Source organism: Aphanothece sacrum FPU1, from assembly GCF_003864295.1.
In the GTDB taxonomy this organism is placed as follows: Bacteria; Cyanobacteriota; Cyanobacteriia; order Cyanobacteriales; family Microcystaceae; genus Aphanothece_B; species Aphanothece_B sacrum.
Map to the genome: position 1 here is coordinate 99,569 of NZ_BDQK01000005.1, position 15,034 is coordinate 114,602.

Here is a 15,034-nt window from a genome sequence, read left to right on the forward strand (position 1 = left end):
CTAGATAAACCCGCCCCTACATTCAAAAATGTCTCTAATCAAAACCTTACCCCCAGAGGTGGTTAACCTCATTGCTGCTGGAGAAGTCATTGACTCTTTAGCAGCAGTTGTACGAGAATTAATAGAAAATGCCCTAGATGCTCAAGCTACTCGCATTACAATTGCTTTATTTCCTGAGATCTGGCGCGTTACAGTCACGGATAATGGTCAAGGAATGGCTTTATCTGACTTACGCAACTGTGCTAAACCCCATACTACCAGCAAAATTAAGCATTTAGATGATCTCGGAAAAATTACCAGTTTGGGATTCCGAGGGGAAGCTTTACATAGTTTAACTCAAGTTGCTGACTTAAGCATTAGCAGTCGCTGTGCAACTGAAGACAATAATATGGGATGGTTTCTTCATTATAATGCTCAAGGGGAACCTCAATCACAGAAACCGATTTCTATTGCACCAGGAAGTATTATTACGGTAGATAATCTTTTTGGTAAAATGCCTGTACGTCGTCAAGGTTTACCTAATATTTCGAGCCAACTCAAAGGGGTACAAACGATTATTGAAAATATGGCTTTGTGTCATCCTAATATTACTTGCAAAGTGCTACAAAATGAGCGAATATGGCTTAATCTTAGTCCGGGAAAAACTGCTCAACATATTTTACCCCAACTCTTGAAAAGGATTCATTTTAATGATCTACAATTTGTTGAACAAGAAGTAGAAAATTTCCCTAACTCTAAGATTGAGTTATTATTAGGATTACCAGATCGTTGTCATCGAGGAAAAGCTGATTGGGTTAAAGTAGGAATTAATGGACGCATCGTGCGATCGCTTGTTTTAGAACAAACTATTTTAACTGCTTTTAGTCGAACTTTGCCTAAAGATAGGTTTCCCGTTTGTTTTATTCATCTACAAATATGTCCGAGTCAAATTGATTGGAATCGTCATCCTGCTAAAGTAGAAATTTATCTTAATTCTTTGGATCTTTGGCAAGATAAAATTTCTCAGATTATTGAAAAAGGTTTGATTTTATCTCCTCATAATCTTTCGGTAATGGCTCAGAATGAAAGGGTTAGCAAATTATTAAAAGTTTCAGAAGCCAAAGGAAATTATCAAGTTAATTCTCAAGTTTCTGATGAAAGTGGATTAATTGAATTAAAAGCAGTCGGTCAAGTTAATCATACTTATATTGTAGCAGAACATTCTAATGGATTATGGTTAATAGAACAACATATTGCTCACGAAAGAGTTTTATATGAAAATTTACAAGATAAGTGGGAATTAGAACAAATAAAAACTCCAATTATTTTAACTAAATTATCAAGTGAACAAGTGGAACAATTAGAGAAAATTGGCTTAGAAATTGATCGATTTGGAGAACAAAACTGGGCGATTCGTACCGTACCTAAATTATTAGCAAAAAGAGAAGATTGTCAAGCCGCTTTATTAGAATTAAGTTTAGGAGGCGACTTACAAACTGCACAAGTTGCTCTTGCTTGTCGAAGTGCTATTCGCAATGGAACTGAGATGAATTTATCAGCTATGCAAGACCTTGTAAATAAGTGGAAAAATACCCGTAATCCTCATACTTGTCCTCATGGTAGACCAATATATTTATCGTTAGAAGAATCATCTCTAGCCCTTTTTTTTCGTCGTCATCGGGTCATTGGTAAAAGTCATGGAATTTAAGGGAATAAAAACTCTAGCATTACTCTTATGGCCTTATTTTACCATAAGATTGCGCTTTGCGCGTTTATTTGTTGTAGGAGTTACGCACCGTAACGGAATAATAAGGGTTTGAGATTGTTTCCATATTTAAGGTAAAAAAATCTGGAATTAATTGTATTCCCCTTGAAGACTTAACGCAGGAGAACATTCATCTATTTTAAAGGAGTTAAAACCTTGAATAAACCAGATAAACCAACTAGACCAGCACAGACACCTGACTTGTCTGTTAAATTCAAACAAGTAGATTTACCTGATAGTGTTGATTTCGGCGCTCTGGGCCAGGCAGAAATCGTCATTAAGAATGATGGTAAAGCCACCGCGACAGGCCCCGTTACCATTAAACTTTATGCCTCAACTGATGGAGAACTTGGCAAGAATGATGTGTTGCTTAGCACCACAGTTGAAAACCTGAATTTAGCAAAAGGTAAATCAACAAATCTTACTATAGATTACGCAAATAATACCTCCGCGATCGCACCAGGTTCGTATCATATCATTGCTAAAGTTGACACAGAAAACCAAATTATAGAAAGCAATGAAGACAATAACATAGCGAGCAAATTGGTATCTGCTCCTAATACTGATGTTGTACTAGATTGGCAAGCAGTTGCTCTTAATGCCATTCAAGCTGAAGGAAAAGCAGGAAGAGGGGTTGCTCCTACGGTGGGATCTCGTTTATTAGCAACCTTTTCCACCGCCATTCATGACACAGTACAAGCCTTTGAGAATACTTTTCAACACTATAAGGTAGATACTGTCGCACCTGTAGGCGCATGCTTAGAAGCGGCTGTGGTTGGTGCTGCTTACCGCGTTCTCTCCACTCAGTTAGGGCCAGCAGCCTTAAAGTTAATCGATGAACAAAGAGACGCATCTTTAAAGGAGATCAAAGATCGTCCTATTGCTGAAACCATAGGATATGCCTTTGGTCAATCGATAGCTGATCAAATCATAGCTTCACGGGCTAATGATGGGGCTAATAATACCGACCCTTATGTACCTCCAACAGGAGATTATGTCTGGAAACCCGATGCCCCTAATTTCGCTGCTCTTGGCCCTAAATGGGGACAAGTAATTCCTTGGGCTATTCCTTTTAATGCCAACGACCCCACTAATTCCTTTGCTCCCGATGGACTCGATGGAACTCCCACTAATAATCCTAACCTGTATGCAACAGAAATTGAGGAAGTGCGTCAAGTGGGTGGACTGGCAAATACGGATGTTACTACTCTAACCCGGACTCCTGACCAAACGGAACTAGCGGTTTTCTGGGCTTATGATCGGCCTGATACCTTCCGTCCCTATGGACAATTAAGTCAAATTGCTCAAGAGGTGGCAGTACGCGAAGGTAACTCTCTAGCTGAAAATGCTCGTTTATTTGCGGCTTTAAACGTTGCTTTAGCTGATGCGGCCATCGTTGCTTGGGATGCTAAATATGATTATACTCAGCCCCGTCCCGATGATGTAATTGCTGGCGGAATCGCCCTTAATGATGGCATTGCTTCTACTATCCATGATCCCAACTGGAAACCTTTACTCGGTTCGACTCCTCCCTTCCCTGATTATATTTCAGGTCACTCCACCTTTGGCGGTGCATTTGCTGGAGTTTTAACTAATCTCGTCGGAGATAACTACGCTTTTGATGCAGTTTCCCAAGAATTACCAGGAGTCGTTCGTAGCTTTAACAGTTTCTATGAAGCTGGGGTTGAAGATGCGGTTAGCCGTGTTTATGGCGGTGTTCACGTCCGTGAGGCTTCAGTTACTGATGCGGTTCCCACAGGATATAATATTGGAGAATATGTTGCGACCAACTTCTTTCAAGCTATAACTGATCATACTGTTGTTGTCTAGACAAAAATAGACAATGTCTAGTGGGAAAAGACAATGCCTAATTGATTGCTTGACTTTTTTTGCCAATTAAGATTATTTAGACAAACTACGGACTTGCATTCTGAGTTTTGCCTAAAAAATTAAGACAGACGCTGTTTACAGCGTCTTTTTCATATTAATGAGTAAATATAAGAGTAAGCTGAGACGAATATGAAAATTTAGATTTCCCTTACTCCCCTTACCGAATGCGGGGAACGAGCTATCCTAATATTCCACATATAGAGTAACCATTCCGAAATAAACGGGGAAATTACACCATATCTGTGGTATAACCGAAAAGTGTCCTTATTGAAATTGACTCCCAAGTCAATGATCTTTTAGTACAGAAACTTAGTTCTCAGTAGTGTAAATGATGCAACCGACAGTCCTCACCTCACCCCATCAAACCAATCTTGGAGACACACACATCCCTCATTCTGGCCACCCTTCACAGCTAGGAACAAATAAAATTCAAGTGATTCGACGGGATGGTTCTTGGACTGCCCTTAATATCGGCAAAATTCGCACTGTAGTTGACTGGGCCTGTGCAGGACGAGATATTAATACCATAGCACTAGAAGCCGGATTAACAACTCGTTTACGTGATGGCATCACCACTAGAGAAATCCAGGATAACTTAATTAACTGCGCTTTGGAAATGTGTAGTCCCGAAGAACCAGACTGGCGTTATGTTGCGGGTAGATTACACATTTGGAGTCTTTGGAAAGATACCTTAGTGAGTCGGGGTTATCAGTACGGAAATTATGAAACCACTGTCAGGACTAAGGTAGAGAACGAAAGCTACGATAAACGTCTCTTAACCTATTCTACGGCAGAATTACGCGAAGCAGGTTCCTGGATTAATTCTGACTGGGATACTGATTATGACTATGCTGGGGCTGTACTGTTGACCAGTCGCTACCTATTACCTCAAGAATTGCCTCAAGAAGCAATCTTAACCTGTTCTTTATTATTGGCCTCCGTAGAAACTCCTGAAAATCGTCTACCTTGGGCGAGGCATTTTTACGAAGCCATTGGCAGTCGTAAAGTGTCTCTAGCTACACCAATTTTGGCTAATTTACGGGTTCCGGGCGGGTCGTTGACCAGTTGCTTTATTTTGTCGGTTGATGACAGCTTAGAGAGCATTTTTCAAGAGATTACCAATACGGCGAGAATCTCTAAAAATGGCGGCGGTGTGGGGGTCAATGTCAGTCGTATCCGCGCTACCGGAAGTTGGGTGATGGGGAAACCTAACGCTTCTGGGGGGATTATTCCTTGGATTAAACTCTTAAATGATACCGCGATCGCAGTTAATCAAGGGGGAAGACGGGCCGGGGCCGTCACCGTTGGGGTGGATATTTGGCATTTAGATGTGCCTGAATTTTTGGAAATGCAGACCGAAAATGGGGATCAAAGACGCAAAGCTTATGATGTGTTTCCTCAGTTAATTTTAACAGATGAATTCATGCGTCGAGTGGAAAATAAGCAAGAATGGACATTAATTGATCCTTATGAAGTTCGTAAAAATTTAGGGATTGAATTAGCCCAATTATGGGGTGAAAAGTTTGAAGAAGCTTATCGTTTAATAGAATTAGAATTAGGCAGAAGAATTACCCTGTATAAACGAGTGAATGCCCGTGAATTGTTTAAGACAATCATGCGATCGCAGGTGGAAACTGGGATGCCCTATTTAGCTTTTAAGGATACAATAAATAGAGCAAATCCTAATAAGCACGTCGGTTATATTCCTGGTGTTAATCTTTGTACTGAGAGCTTCTCAAATGTGTCTCCAGGGAAACATAGTCATTGTTGTAATTTAGTAAGTATAAATTTAGCAAATATTGAGGATCAAGAAATTGATTATTTATGTAAAATAGCAGTTCGTATTCTCGATAATACGATTGATATTACTCATCCTCCTTTTGAAGATGCAAAACGTCATAATAATGAATATCGCACCATTGGGGTTGGTTGTATGGGGTTAGCAGATTGGTTAGCTAAGAAGCGTTTAACCTACGATAACCTAACACAAATTAGTCAATTATTTGAAGAAGTTGGTTATTGGTGTACTCAATCTTCTATGGAGTTAGCGAAGGAAAGAGGTGCCTATAATGCTTTTCCAGGAAGTGATTGGAGTTTAGGTAAATTAATAGGATCAAAACCTGTTGAATGGTTCTTAGAAAATGCTTCTAAAAAAGAACGTTGGTTAACTTTATCAGAAGATATTAAGACTTACGGTATTCGTAACTCCCATATTACCGCGATCGCCCCTAATACTTCTTCATCATTAGTGCAAGGTTGTACGGCGAGTATTCTTCCGGTTTATAGTCGTTTCTTCTATGATAAATGGGCTAAAGGTACGGTTCCTATTGCCCCTCCATTTATTAATGATTCTTTCTGGTTTTATCCTGAAAATAAGACCTTAGATCAACAAAAAGTCGTTAAAGCTGTAGCAACAATTCAACAGTGGATAGATACAGGAATTTCTATGGAATTGTTGTTTAATTTGAATCAAGGGGTTTACTTCCCAAATGAACCGGAACGGTGTTTAACAGCTAAGGATATTTTTGATAGTTTGATGTTAGCTTGGAAAGAAGGTTGTAAGGCAATTTATTACGTCAGAACTGTACAAAAAGACGATTTTAAAGAGTCTGATAGTAGTTGTACTGCTTGTGCTAATTAATAGGTAAGGTGGGCAATGTCCACTTCTGGGTATTTATGTACCCTACAAAATTTTCATAATTCCTTTTATAATAGTAGTTTTGCTATTATTTTAGAGGGAACTATGAATCAAAATTTATATGATAGAGATTATTTACTATGGTTAGAGAAGACAGTACAATTATTAACAGATGGAAAGTTAAAAGAGTTAGATATTCCCAATTTAATAGAGGAAATAAAAGATATGGGAATTAGTCAAAAAAAAGCACTTAAAAGTAACTTAAAAGTTATATTTTGGCATTTGCTAAAATATAAATATCAACCCGAAAAACGATCAAATAGTTGGTTATCTACTCTATTTGAACATCGAGATAGACTAGAAGAAGATTTTGCAGATAGTCCCAGTTTAAAACCTTTTTTTCTAGAAAATTTTGAACAATGCTATCAAAAAGCAAGAAAACAAGCATCAATTGAAACAGGTTTATCTATAGAAACGTTTCCGATAAACTGTCCTTTTACTCCTGAACAAGTTCTTGATTCTGAATATTTACCTGAATAAAATTAGGAATATTTTCAGAAGATATTAGTTCTAATTTTTCTTTTAAATCTTCAGCAGTTCTCGTTGCTAATAATATATTTTTAGCAATCATTTGGATTACTAAATCATCGATAGATTCTTCTGTGAGTTCAGCGAGATTTTCTAATTGTTTAAATAAGGATTCAGAGATTTCTATGTTTAAATGTCTGGTTTTCATACTTTTATTTTCTTTTTTTGACATAGATTATTATATTGTAACAACATTCTATGTTATCCTTTTAGTAAAGTTTACATTAAAAAGTTAACTACCATTCATTAAAATATATTGATTAACAGAATATCTACAACAGTTGAACGCGATCTCCTGAAGCTAAGGTTTCGAGATAATTCAAATATCCTAATCGGTCAATTAAATCATGAAATTTGAACTATTTACGAGAGTTGCCTTAAAAGAAGATTTACCAAACTATAAATTATGTCGAGGAGATGTAGCAACCATTGTCGAATATCATCCCGTTAAAAATGGAGAAGATGGTTATAGTCTTGAAGTTTTTAATGCTGTGGAAGAAACCATTGCTGTTGTTACTGTTGCTGAATCACAGATTGAGTCTTTAATGAATAATGAAGTGCTTCATGTTAGAGTTTTAGAATCAGCTTAAAAAAGTTAATCTAAAAAATTATGTATATTGGTATTAGTAAACCTATTAAAGATAAAGAGGTAATAAAATGGCGAAAAACACAGGTAAAGGCTACCATCATGGTTCTCTGGACAAAAGTAGCCCAGCTTATAACCCAAAAACCGAGCAATGGGCTAAGCGTGATGCTGAAACAGGACGTTTTATGGATGTTGAGCAAAACGGGGAACCCTTTAAAAGCATTCGTAATCTCAAAACCTCTCTTAATGAATATTTAGAACAGTTATCTGAAACAAACTTACAAATTGCTTATCAATTTATTGCTGATTTAGTAGAAAAAGAAAGAGAAGAAGCCACAGTAGAGTTATTAGAAATTCCTGATTTATTAGAAGATATAGAGTTAGCTAAACAAGATATTGCTCAAGGGGAATTAACAGATTGGCGAGAAATTAGACAAGATGTATAAAGTTGTTTTAACGAAGAAGGCTAAGGCTTTTTATACTAATGCTGATCCCCTCTTGGCTAAAAAACTGGCTAGAAGCTTTGAGATTTTAGAACAAACACCATCCTTACATCCTAATATTAAGGTTCTCAAAGGTAGGTTAAAAGGATATTATCGTTATCGTATCGGAGATTATCGAATCATTTATGAAATTGACCATCAGACAATTCAAGTGATTGTTGTTAAAATTGCCCATCGAAGTAAAATTCATGAAAAGGAATGATGACTCAAGTCTTATATGATAAGGACTACCATCTTTGGTTACAAGAAACTGTACAATTCTTAAAAGAGGGTAAATTAACAGCTTTTAAAGCAAAAAACATTGTATAATGCAAAAATAAACCTGAGAAATAAAGTCAAAAAATGGTCGCCATTCAGCAGAAAGAAATGCCAATAAATCTCATCTTTAACCCAGAAGGAGATGATGCTATTGAAAATCGTTCAATTTGGTTTGGTAATACAACTAATTTGATGCAATTGAATGATGTCCGTTACACTTGGGCAGTGGGATTATATCAACAAATGCGGGAAAATTTCTGGATTAAATAGGCAGTCCAGTTTAAATCCCCTGAAAACGGTGGAACTCTGTAGTCTAATTTGTGAGAAAATTTTGTTAAAAAGAATTAGAAAAATGTGTTTTCTTATGTTCTAATTGTCACAGGATTTGACATCACAGACAATACCGTGCCAAGCTGTTAGAAAAAGAACAGAAGGTGTAGAGACTATCTAAAGGCAGATAATATCTGACCGAGTAGAGTAGGCAGTAAGCGATTGACTGTCGAAGCGGGGGACTCTTTTGTACATACAAAAGATGATGATATAGTCCGATCCCTATGGTGACATAGGGCAGCGTTTTAAACGCGGGATAAACCTAGCGAGTTTATCTGAACATAAATGACCTCAACGTTTAGATATTACCCAAGATGTAACTGATTATGCTAATTTAACCGACGATGAACGGTATGCTTATGATGGAATTTTAGCCTATCTTACCTTTTTAGATTCTGTACAAACCTGTAATATTCCTCACCTAAAAAGTAGTGTTACTGCCCCAGAAATTAGTTTGTGTATGGCGGAACAAATTTCTCAAGAAGGAATGCACAACCAAAGTTATCAATACATCATTGAAACCATTATTCCTCCCGAAAGAAGAAGTCAAGTTTATGATTTTTGGCGCACAGATAAAGTGTTAAAAGATCGTTGTCAATTTATTGCGACCCTTTATCAAAAATATATTGATAATGCTACACCGGAAAACTATTTTGTTGCTTTATTAGCTGACTTTTTATTAGAAGGTTTATACTTTTATAATGGGTTTATTTACTTTTATAATTTGGCTTCAAGAATGTTAATGCCAGGATCAGCAGATATCTTTAAAATGATTAATCGAGATGAATTAAGCCATGTTCGATTGTATCAGAAATTAATCCCAGAAGCCCGCAAAGTTTTTCCTCATTCAATTGAACAAATTTATTCTATGTTTGACATGGCGGTTGAACATGAATGTCGTTGGACTAATCATATTGTAGGCAATAATATTTTAGGAATTACTGAATCAAGTACAGAACAATACACTAAGTATCTGGCTAATATTCGGTTACGTTCTATTGGTTTAGATCCCCTTTATCCAGAACCTAAATATAGTAAGAGTCCTTATACTCATTTAGAGCGATTTTCTGATACGAAAAAAGAAGCCCATACTAAGGCCAACTTTTTTGAAGCAACTGTCACCAGTTATGTTATGTCTTCGGGACTATCAGGATGGGATGAAATCTAGATCAACAATCATAAACGAAGGTTTGTAGTTAGATTTAAAGGCCTTGAAATACCTTATAAATTAAGGGAACCAAGCCCTAACTACAAACTTTTCTCTCCTAGAAACATTAATTGATCATTTAGAATCAATATAAGAGAAAGATCAGGGCATAGACAATGAAAACTGCTAATATTCTAGTGGTAGAAGATGAAATCAAACTCGCTCAATTTATTGAATTAGAACTCAAATATGAAGGGTATGAGATAACCGTCGCTAATGATGGGTTATCAGGGTTAACCTTAGCTAGAGAAACTAATCCTGATTTAATCTTATTAGATTGGATGTTACCAGGAATTTCAGGATTAGAAATTTGTAAACGACTACGACAAACAGGGAGTAAAGTCCCTATTGTTTTATTAACTGCTAAAGATGATATCAGCGATCGCGTGGCTGGACTAGATGCGGGGGCCGATGATTATATCGTTAAACCCTTCAGTCTCGAAGAACTACTCGCTAGAGTGCGGGCCCATTTACGACGGAACCAAGACGAAAACCCCAACTTACTAGAATTTGAAGATTTAAGCTTAAACCGAAGTACCCGCGAAGTCTATCGGGGGAATCGTTTAATTGAACTAACCGCCAAAGAATTTGATTTACTCGAATATCTTATTACCCATCCCCGTCAAGTGTTAACCAGAGATCAAATCTTAGAAAGAGTTTGGGGTTACGACTTTATGGGAGATTCCAACATTATCGAAGTTTATATTCGTTATTTGCGCTTAAAATTAGAGGTTAATGGAGAAAAAAGGCTTATTCAGACTATTCGGGGGGTTGGTTATGTGTTGAGAAGCTAAAAAATTGCTTAATTTTATGTAACATTTAAGGACAACTTTGAGAAGAATATAAAAAACTTTGCTAAAAGTATGGCTTTAAATCCCAGAGTTTTGCTAGAATTACAGGCGGTAATTCAGCCCTAAGAGAGAGTCTTTGAGTCAATCAGTTGAAATTCCAACCCTAGATACTTTGGCGCAAGAACTAGCCGCTATCCAGCAAACAGGTTCTAAACGGATTGCTTTACTCGGTTCGCGCCATGTTCCCATGACTCATCAGAACTTAATTGAAATGATGAGTTACGCTTTGGTGTTAGCAGGCAATCGTCTCATGACATCAGGGGCAACAGGAACCAATGCGGCTGCGATTAAAGGGGCTATGCGAGCCGATCCTAACCTATTAACGGTCATTTTGCCCCAAAGCTTACAACAGCAACCTAGAGAGTCTAGGGAGCAACTACAGCAGGTCATGCACCTCGTAGAAAACCCAGAAAACGATAGTCTTTCTTTAGGGGAAGCCAGTGCCTTATGTAATCGAGAAATTATCACCCGTTGTCAACAGTTGATTTGCTTTGCTTTTCATGACAGTCATACTCTTCTGCAAACTTGTCAAGAAGCGGAAGAACAACGTAAGTTGGTTACTTTGTTTTACTTTGATTAACCAAGATGTTTTTTAGTGACTGGAGAAAAACAAACTTATTAGATGGATAACTCGGAATATCAGGGCTTACGCCAAACTCCTAAATATAATTCAAATTTCAGGGCTTAATATTATTAAGTCCTGATGATGATTTTTTGGCTTCTAAGTTCTCATCATAATTGACTGGGTTACTGAGGTTTGTATTAATAAGCTAAGGCTCATCTAAATTTTATAGGATGAAATCCCTCCAAAAAGCTACAATACAATTCTTTTTTGCTTGGCCCTTGCTAAAGCGCATTTAAAATACGCGATCGCTTACCCCCTAAACCAAGACGGTGTAAACTTACCTTTGCTGCACAAATTTGAGGATGTGTAATGGAATTAGAGTATCCTGACGGTCTTCGATATTTAGACTCCCACGAGTATGTCCGGTTAGACGGGGAAATTGCTACTATCGGTATTAGTGCATTTGCCATTGATCAACTCGGAGAGATCGTCTTTTTAGAATTGCCTGACGTGGGAGATGCTTTAGAAGTTGGTGAAAGCTTCGGTCAAGTTGAGTCCACTAAAGCAGTTGAGGATTTATATCCCCCTGTTTCTGGTACTGTGATCGAACGTAATCAAGTTATGATTGATACACCAGAATTGATTGCTGATGATCCCTATGGGGATGGATGGTTAATTAAAGTCCGTGTCGAAAATCCCGATGATGAATTGGATGATACCTTGACTGCCACTGAATATCGCGCTCAAGTAGAAGGGGAAGACTAATTGGACAATTAATAATTGTCCATTGAACGGTAGAGGGCGGTCGTTTCTTTTAAGGAAGAATAATCGCCCTTAATCCCTCGTTTTCTAGGCTTTGATAAGCTTTTTGAGCATTTTCTCGACTACTAAATAACCCCACTTGCCACATGGCCCGACCATTGTAAGATGTAGGGAACGCATCGGGATACAGCGATCGCAACTGTTCTTGTTGGTTTCTGTCGTTGGCTGCTACAATTACTCGGTAGCCTTGAGGGGTATAAGTTTTAGGGATGGAAGGATTATTACGATTAGACAGAGAACCTAAAGACTCTGATACATTCTTTCGCCCTAATAATGGGGGGGGAGGTACTATCCTATTATTATTATTTTGGACGGGAGGAGATAAGGGAGGTAGGTCGGAGAAAGCTGGTAAGGAGGTGAGGGGTTGAGGGGGTGATGGGGTGATGGGTTGATGGGGTGAGGAAGTGAGGGTATTAGGGGGGGAGGGGAGAGAACCCTGATTTTTAGAGGTAAATGTCATTTCTCGAATAGGTTCAGAATTGCTCTGTGCTGGCTCTAAATTCCCTTGTGATGGGTTTTGAGCGGTCATAGCTACATTATCCCCACTTAAGTAAATGTGGCTCAATGCTTTGCCCCCATATGCTCGTCTGGTAAATCGCCATGCTGGATCAAGATCAATTCTCATAAATCCTGATTGTAGTCCATGAGTTCTGCCTATAACGATTTCGGGTTCACTGGTATTAACTCGGTGGGTTCCTACTAATACCAGTTCTCCGTTACGTTCTACGAGTCTTAATAAATAGTCTAACCCGTAATCTTCTCCATCAACACGGATGGAATAGCCATTACTATCGGTACTACGCTCACAACTGCCTGTAAAATTAAAGTTAAGTAGTAAGGGTTCGACTAAGACGGGATTAGAACCATTTTCGCGCCAACACTGTTGTTGACCAGGAATTTGACGCAAAATCAGTAAATCATATTTATTCTCTCCATAGGGTCTGGCGATCGCAATAAATTCCTCTTGTTGGACTTCTTGTTGTTCAAACTGAGAACTATAGCTAGGGGGAATAATACTAATTAAAGTTAATGTGGTTAAGGTAACAATGTTTCTGATCAGTGTGAATTTCATGATCTCTACAATTACATCTCAATATCATTAAAAAATCTGACGCACAAGTACGCTGTTATAGCACTACATATAAGGGGGTTTGACATTAGTAATAGCAAATCTGGTTGTAGGGGTCAACGGCCGTTGACCCCTACTTTTGCTTTTTGCCTTTTGCTTTTCCCGTAGCGGTATATCTCTCCGGTGATGACGCAGTGAAGTGCTGAAATGTTGCTGATTCTAGATGGTAATTTTCTTAAGATAATCGTAAAATATTTATTTAATTTAGGGAGTCATTCCCTAATCATTAATGTTAATCATAACAATCTTAAAAAATGATGAAAAAATCCTTGGATATGCAACAATATGTTGAACAAATGGCTCTATTAGTTAATTTACCTATTTCTCCTGAATCTATGACAGGGGTTGTTAATAATTTTACAACTATTGCTGAGATTGCTTCATTAGTTACAGAATTTCCGTTACCCGATAATATAGAAGTTGCTCCCATTTTTCAAACCTATCTTAGTAACAATATTTAACTCACAGGCATTTTCCTATATCACTTCTCACCAATTATTTAGGACGATTATATCAAATGCAAATGTTAGATTTAGATGGAATCACAATTACTCATAATCTTAAGTCTAAAAAAATAACAGCAACTAAGATTATTGAGCAAACTTTAACCGAAGTTGAACAGCAAAATTCGATTTTAAATTGTTTCACTGCCATCTTAAAAGAATCTGCTTTAAATCAAGCACAAATTATTGATTCTACTATTGACAAAGGGAACAATCCAGGCATATTAGCAGGAGTTCCTTTTGCGGTTAAAAACCTTTTTGATATTGAAGGAATTACCACATTAGCGGGGTCAAAAATTAATGCAGAAAATCCACCAGCTATTCAAGATTCTATCACAATTAGGAAATTAAAACAAGCAGGAGCTATTTTAGTTGGGGCATTAAATATGGATGAATATGCTTATGGTTTTGTTACAGAAAATACTCATTATGGGGCAACTCCTAATCCTCATGATTTAACAAGAATTTCGGGGGGATCTTCTGGAGGTTCTGCTGCTGCTGTGGCGGCTAATTTAGTCCCTTTTACATTAGGATCTGATACGAATGGATCAATCAGAGTTCCTGCGGCTTTATGTGGGGTTTTAGGATTAAAACCGACTTATGGAAGGGTATCAAGATCAGGGGCATTTTTATTTTCTAGTAGTTTAGATCATATTGGCTTTTTTGCGCGTTCTGTCAGAGATATTGCGGCTATTTTTGATGTTTTGCAAGGACAAGATATTAATGATCCGGTGTGTACTTCTTTGCCGCCTCAACCTTGTTTTCCTGTATTACAAAATGGCATTGATGGGTTAAAAATTGCTATTGCGGGAGACTATTTTCAAGAAGGGGCAGAAGTTGAAGTATTAGAGGCTGTAGAAATGGTGGCTAAACTATTAAATACACAGACTATTATTAATATACCAGAAACTCATCGAGCTAGGGCAGCCGCTTATATTATTACTGCTTGTGAGGGATCTAATTTACACTTAGAAAGATTGCGATCGCGTTCTCAAGATTTTGATCCAGCAACGAGAGATCGCTTTTTAGCGGGGGCATTAATTCCAGGTTCTTGGTATGTACAAGCGCAACGGTTTCGTCGTTGGTATCAAGATCAAGTTATGTCAATTTTTCAAGAAGTTGATGTTATTATAGCCCCGACTACTCCTTGTATTGCTACACTTTTAGGACAGGAAAAAATGATTATTAATGGGAAAGAAATATTGATTCGTCCGAATTTGGGAAGGTTTACTCAACCTTTATCTTTTATAGGTTTACCTGTGTTATCTTTTCCGATTTTAAGAGATAATAAATTACCGTTAGGGGTTCAATTAATAGCTGCCCCTTATGAAGAGGCTAAAATTTTACAAGTTGCTACATTTTTAGAAAAAAGCTTTTGTGGCACACGCATTTTGCCTGTGAGAAAATAGAGGTTTTTATT

The 15,034-nt window shown here is 37.5% G+C and carries 15 protein-coding genes and 2 pseudogenes; 15 read left to right on the forward strand and 2 right to left on the reverse strand.

Annotated elements, in window-relative coordinates; all coding sequences use genetic code 11:
• Positions 1–28: 28 nt before the first annotated feature.
• The 4 genes from mutL to AsFPU1_RS06390 all read left to right on the forward strand — a co-directional run bounded on the left by mutL (position 29) and on the right by AsFPU1_RS06390 (position 6,812).
• A complete protein-coding gene (gene mutL, locus AsFPU1_RS06375; RefSeq protein WP_124976989.1) occupies positions 29–1,687 on the forward strand; it encodes a DNA mismatch repair endonuclease MutL in 1,659 nt (552 codons plus the stop codon).
• A 213-nt stretch (positions 1,688–1,900) separates the two neighbouring features.
• Complete coding sequence (locus AsFPU1_RS06380; protein WP_124976987.1) at positions 1,901–3,574, forward strand: CARDB domain-containing protein; 1,674 nt, start codon at positions 1,901–1,903, stop codon at positions 3,572–3,574.
• 391 nt (positions 3,575–3,965) lie between these two features.
• The gene (locus AsFPU1_RS06385) at positions 3,966–6,275 is read left to right on the forward strand and encodes a ribonucleoside-diphosphate reductase subunit alpha (protein ID WP_124977009.1); all 2,310 of its coding nucleotides are present in this window, start codon (positions 3,966–3,968) and stop codon (positions 6,273–6,275) included.
• 102 nt (positions 6,276–6,377) lie between these two features.
• Positions 6,378–6,812 carry a DUF29 domain-containing protein gene (locus AsFPU1_RS06390; protein ID WP_124977008.1) on the forward strand — a complete coding sequence of 145 codons (435 nt, stop codon included), beginning with the start codon at positions 6,378–6,380 and terminating at the stop codon, positions 6,810–6,812.
• Here the strand turns inward: AsFPU1_RS06390 and AsFPU1_RS06395 are convergent.
• Entirely contained in the window at positions 6,769–7,032 is a 264-nt protein-coding gene (locus AsFPU1_RS06395; RefSeq protein WP_124976985.1) for a hypothetical protein, read from the reverse strand. The genes AsFPU1_RS06390 and AsFPU1_RS06395 overlap by 44 nt on opposite strands.
• A 175-nt stretch (positions 7,033–7,207) precedes the next feature.
• Between AsFPU1_RS06395 and AsFPU1_RS06400 the strand changes: the two genes are divergently transcribed.
• The 9 genes and pseudogenes from AsFPU1_RS06400 (at position 7,208) to gcvH (ending at position 11,925) form a co-directional block, all read left to right on the forward strand.
• Positions 7,208–7,450, forward strand: a complete 243-nt coding sequence (locus AsFPU1_RS06400; RefSeq protein ID WP_124976983.1) for a DUF4926 domain-containing protein — start codon at positions 7,208–7,210, stop codon at positions 7,448–7,450.
• 67 nt (positions 7,451–7,517) lie between these two features.
• Entirely contained in the window at positions 7,518–7,892 is a 375-nt protein-coding gene (locus tag AsFPU1_RS06405) for a hypothetical protein (protein WP_227873602.1), read from the forward strand.
• Positions 7,885–8,151 (forward strand): type II toxin-antitoxin system RelE family toxin, encoded by a 267-nt coding sequence (locus AsFPU1_RS06410; protein WP_124976981.1) that lies wholly within the window; start codon positions 7,885–7,887, stop codon positions 8,149–8,151. The genes AsFPU1_RS06405 and AsFPU1_RS06410 overlap by 8 nt, the downstream gene beginning before the upstream one ends.
• Positions 8,148–8,258: a DUF29 family protein gene (locus AsFPU1_RS06415; RefSeq protein WP_124976979.1), complete on the forward strand. Its 111-nt coding sequence runs from the start codon at positions 8,148–8,150 to the stop codon at positions 8,256–8,258. The genes AsFPU1_RS06410 and AsFPU1_RS06415 overlap by 4 nt, the downstream gene beginning before the upstream one ends.
• 57 nt (positions 8,259–8,315) lie before the next feature.
• A pseudogene (locus tag AsFPU1_RS06420) lies at positions 8,316–8,471 on the forward strand (ribonucleotide-diphosphate reductase subunit beta); the annotation flags it as partial.
• A gap of 355 nt (positions 8,472–8,826) precedes the next feature.
• Positions 8,827–9,705 (forward strand): annotated as a pseudogene (locus AsFPU1_RS06425) (ribonucleotide-diphosphate reductase subunit beta); the annotation flags it as partial.
• Between the two features lie 155 nt (positions 9,706–9,860).
• On the forward strand, positions 9,861–10,538 hold the full coding sequence (locus AsFPU1_RS06430) for a response regulator transcription factor (protein ID WP_125061068.1): 678 nt from the start codon (positions 9,861–9,863) through the stop codon (positions 10,536–10,538).
• A gap of 133 nt (positions 10,539–10,671) precedes the next feature.
• Positions 10,672–11,175, forward strand: coding sequence for a DNA recombination-mediator protein A (locus AsFPU1_RS06435; RefSeq protein WP_124972169.1), 504 nt, complete (start codon positions 10,672–10,674; stop codon positions 11,173–11,175).
• A 354-nt stretch (positions 11,176–11,529) separates the two neighbouring features.
• Positions 11,530–11,925 (forward strand): glycine cleavage system protein GcvH, encoded by a 396-nt coding sequence (gcvH, locus tag AsFPU1_RS06440; protein WP_124972167.1) that lies wholly within the window; start codon positions 11,530–11,532, stop codon positions 11,923–11,925.
• A 49-nt stretch (positions 11,926–11,974) separates the two neighbouring features.
• Here the strand turns inward: gcvH and AsFPU1_RS06445 are convergent, their stop codons facing one another.
• Entirely contained in the window at positions 11,975–13,054 is a 1,080-nt protein-coding gene (locus AsFPU1_RS06445; RefSeq protein WP_124972165.1) for a DUF3747 domain-containing protein, read from the reverse strand.
• 311 nt (positions 13,055–13,365) lie between these two features.
• On the opposite strand from AsFPU1_RS06445, the gene AsFPU1_RS06450 reads away from it, so the two are divergent.
• Complete coding sequence (locus tag AsFPU1_RS06450) at positions 13,366–13,572, forward strand: DUF4089 domain-containing protein (protein ID WP_124972163.1); 207 nt, start codon at positions 13,366–13,368, stop codon at positions 13,570–13,572.
• Between the two features lie 56 nt (positions 13,573–13,628).
• Positions 13,629–15,023: an AtzE family amidohydrolase gene (locus AsFPU1_RS06455; protein ID WP_124972161.1), complete on the forward strand. Its 1,395-nt coding sequence runs from the start codon at positions 13,629–13,631 to the stop codon at positions 15,021–15,023.
• Positions 15,024–15,034: the final 11 nt, after the last annotated feature.

Excerpts from the sequence above, each read along its gene's own strand:
- AsFPU1_RS06390 (WP_124977008.1), top strand. The coding sequence starts at position 6,378 with ATGAATCAAAATTTATATGATAGAGATTATTTACTATGGTTAGAGAAG.
- AsFPU1_RS06400 (WP_124976983.1), top strand. The coding sequence starts at position 7,208 with ATGAAATTTGAACTATTTACGAGAGTTGCCTTAAAAGAAGATTTACCA.
- AsFPU1_RS06405 (WP_227873602.1), top strand. The coding sequence starts at position 7,518 with ATGGCGAAAAACACAGGTAAAGGCTACCATCATGGTTCTCTGGACAAA.
- AsFPU1_RS06455 (WP_124972161.1), top strand. The coding sequence starts at position 13,629 with ATGCAAATGTTAGATTTAGATGGAATCACAATTACTCATAATCTTAAG.
- AsFPU1_RS06410 (WP_124976981.1), top strand. The coding sequence starts at position 7,885 with ATGTATAAAGTTGTTTTAACGAAGAAGGCTAAGGCTTTTTATACTAAT.
- AsFPU1_RS06450 (WP_124972163.1), top strand. The coding sequence starts at position 13,366 with ATGATGAAAAAATCCTTGGATATGCAACAATATGTTGAACAAATGGCT.
- AsFPU1_RS06430 (WP_125061068.1), top strand. The coding sequence starts at position 9,861 with ATGAAAACTGCTAATATTCTAGTGGTAGAAGATGAAATCAAACTCGCT.
- gcvH (WP_124972167.1), top strand. The coding sequence starts at position 11,530 with ATGGAATTAGAGTATCCTGACGGTCTTCGATATTTAGACTCCCACGAG.
- AsFPU1_RS06415 (WP_124976979.1), top strand. The coding sequence starts at position 8,148 with ATGATGACTCAAGTCTTATATGATAAGGACTACCATCTTTGGTTACAA.
- AsFPU1_RS06395 (WP_124976985.1), bottom strand. The coding sequence starts at position 7,032 with ATGTCAAAAAAAGAAAATAAAAGTATGAAAACCAGACATTTAAACATA.
- AsFPU1_RS06385 (WP_124977009.1), top strand. The coding sequence starts at position 3,966 with ATGCAACCGACAGTCCTCACCTCACCCCATCAAACCAATCTTGGAGAC.
- mutL (WP_124976989.1), top strand. The coding sequence starts at position 29 with ATGTCTCTAATCAAAACCTTACCCCCAGAGGTGGTTAACCTCATTGCT.
- AsFPU1_RS06445 (WP_124972165.1), bottom strand. The coding sequence starts at position 13,054 with ATGAAATTCACACTGATCAGAAACATTGTTACCTTAACCACATTAACT.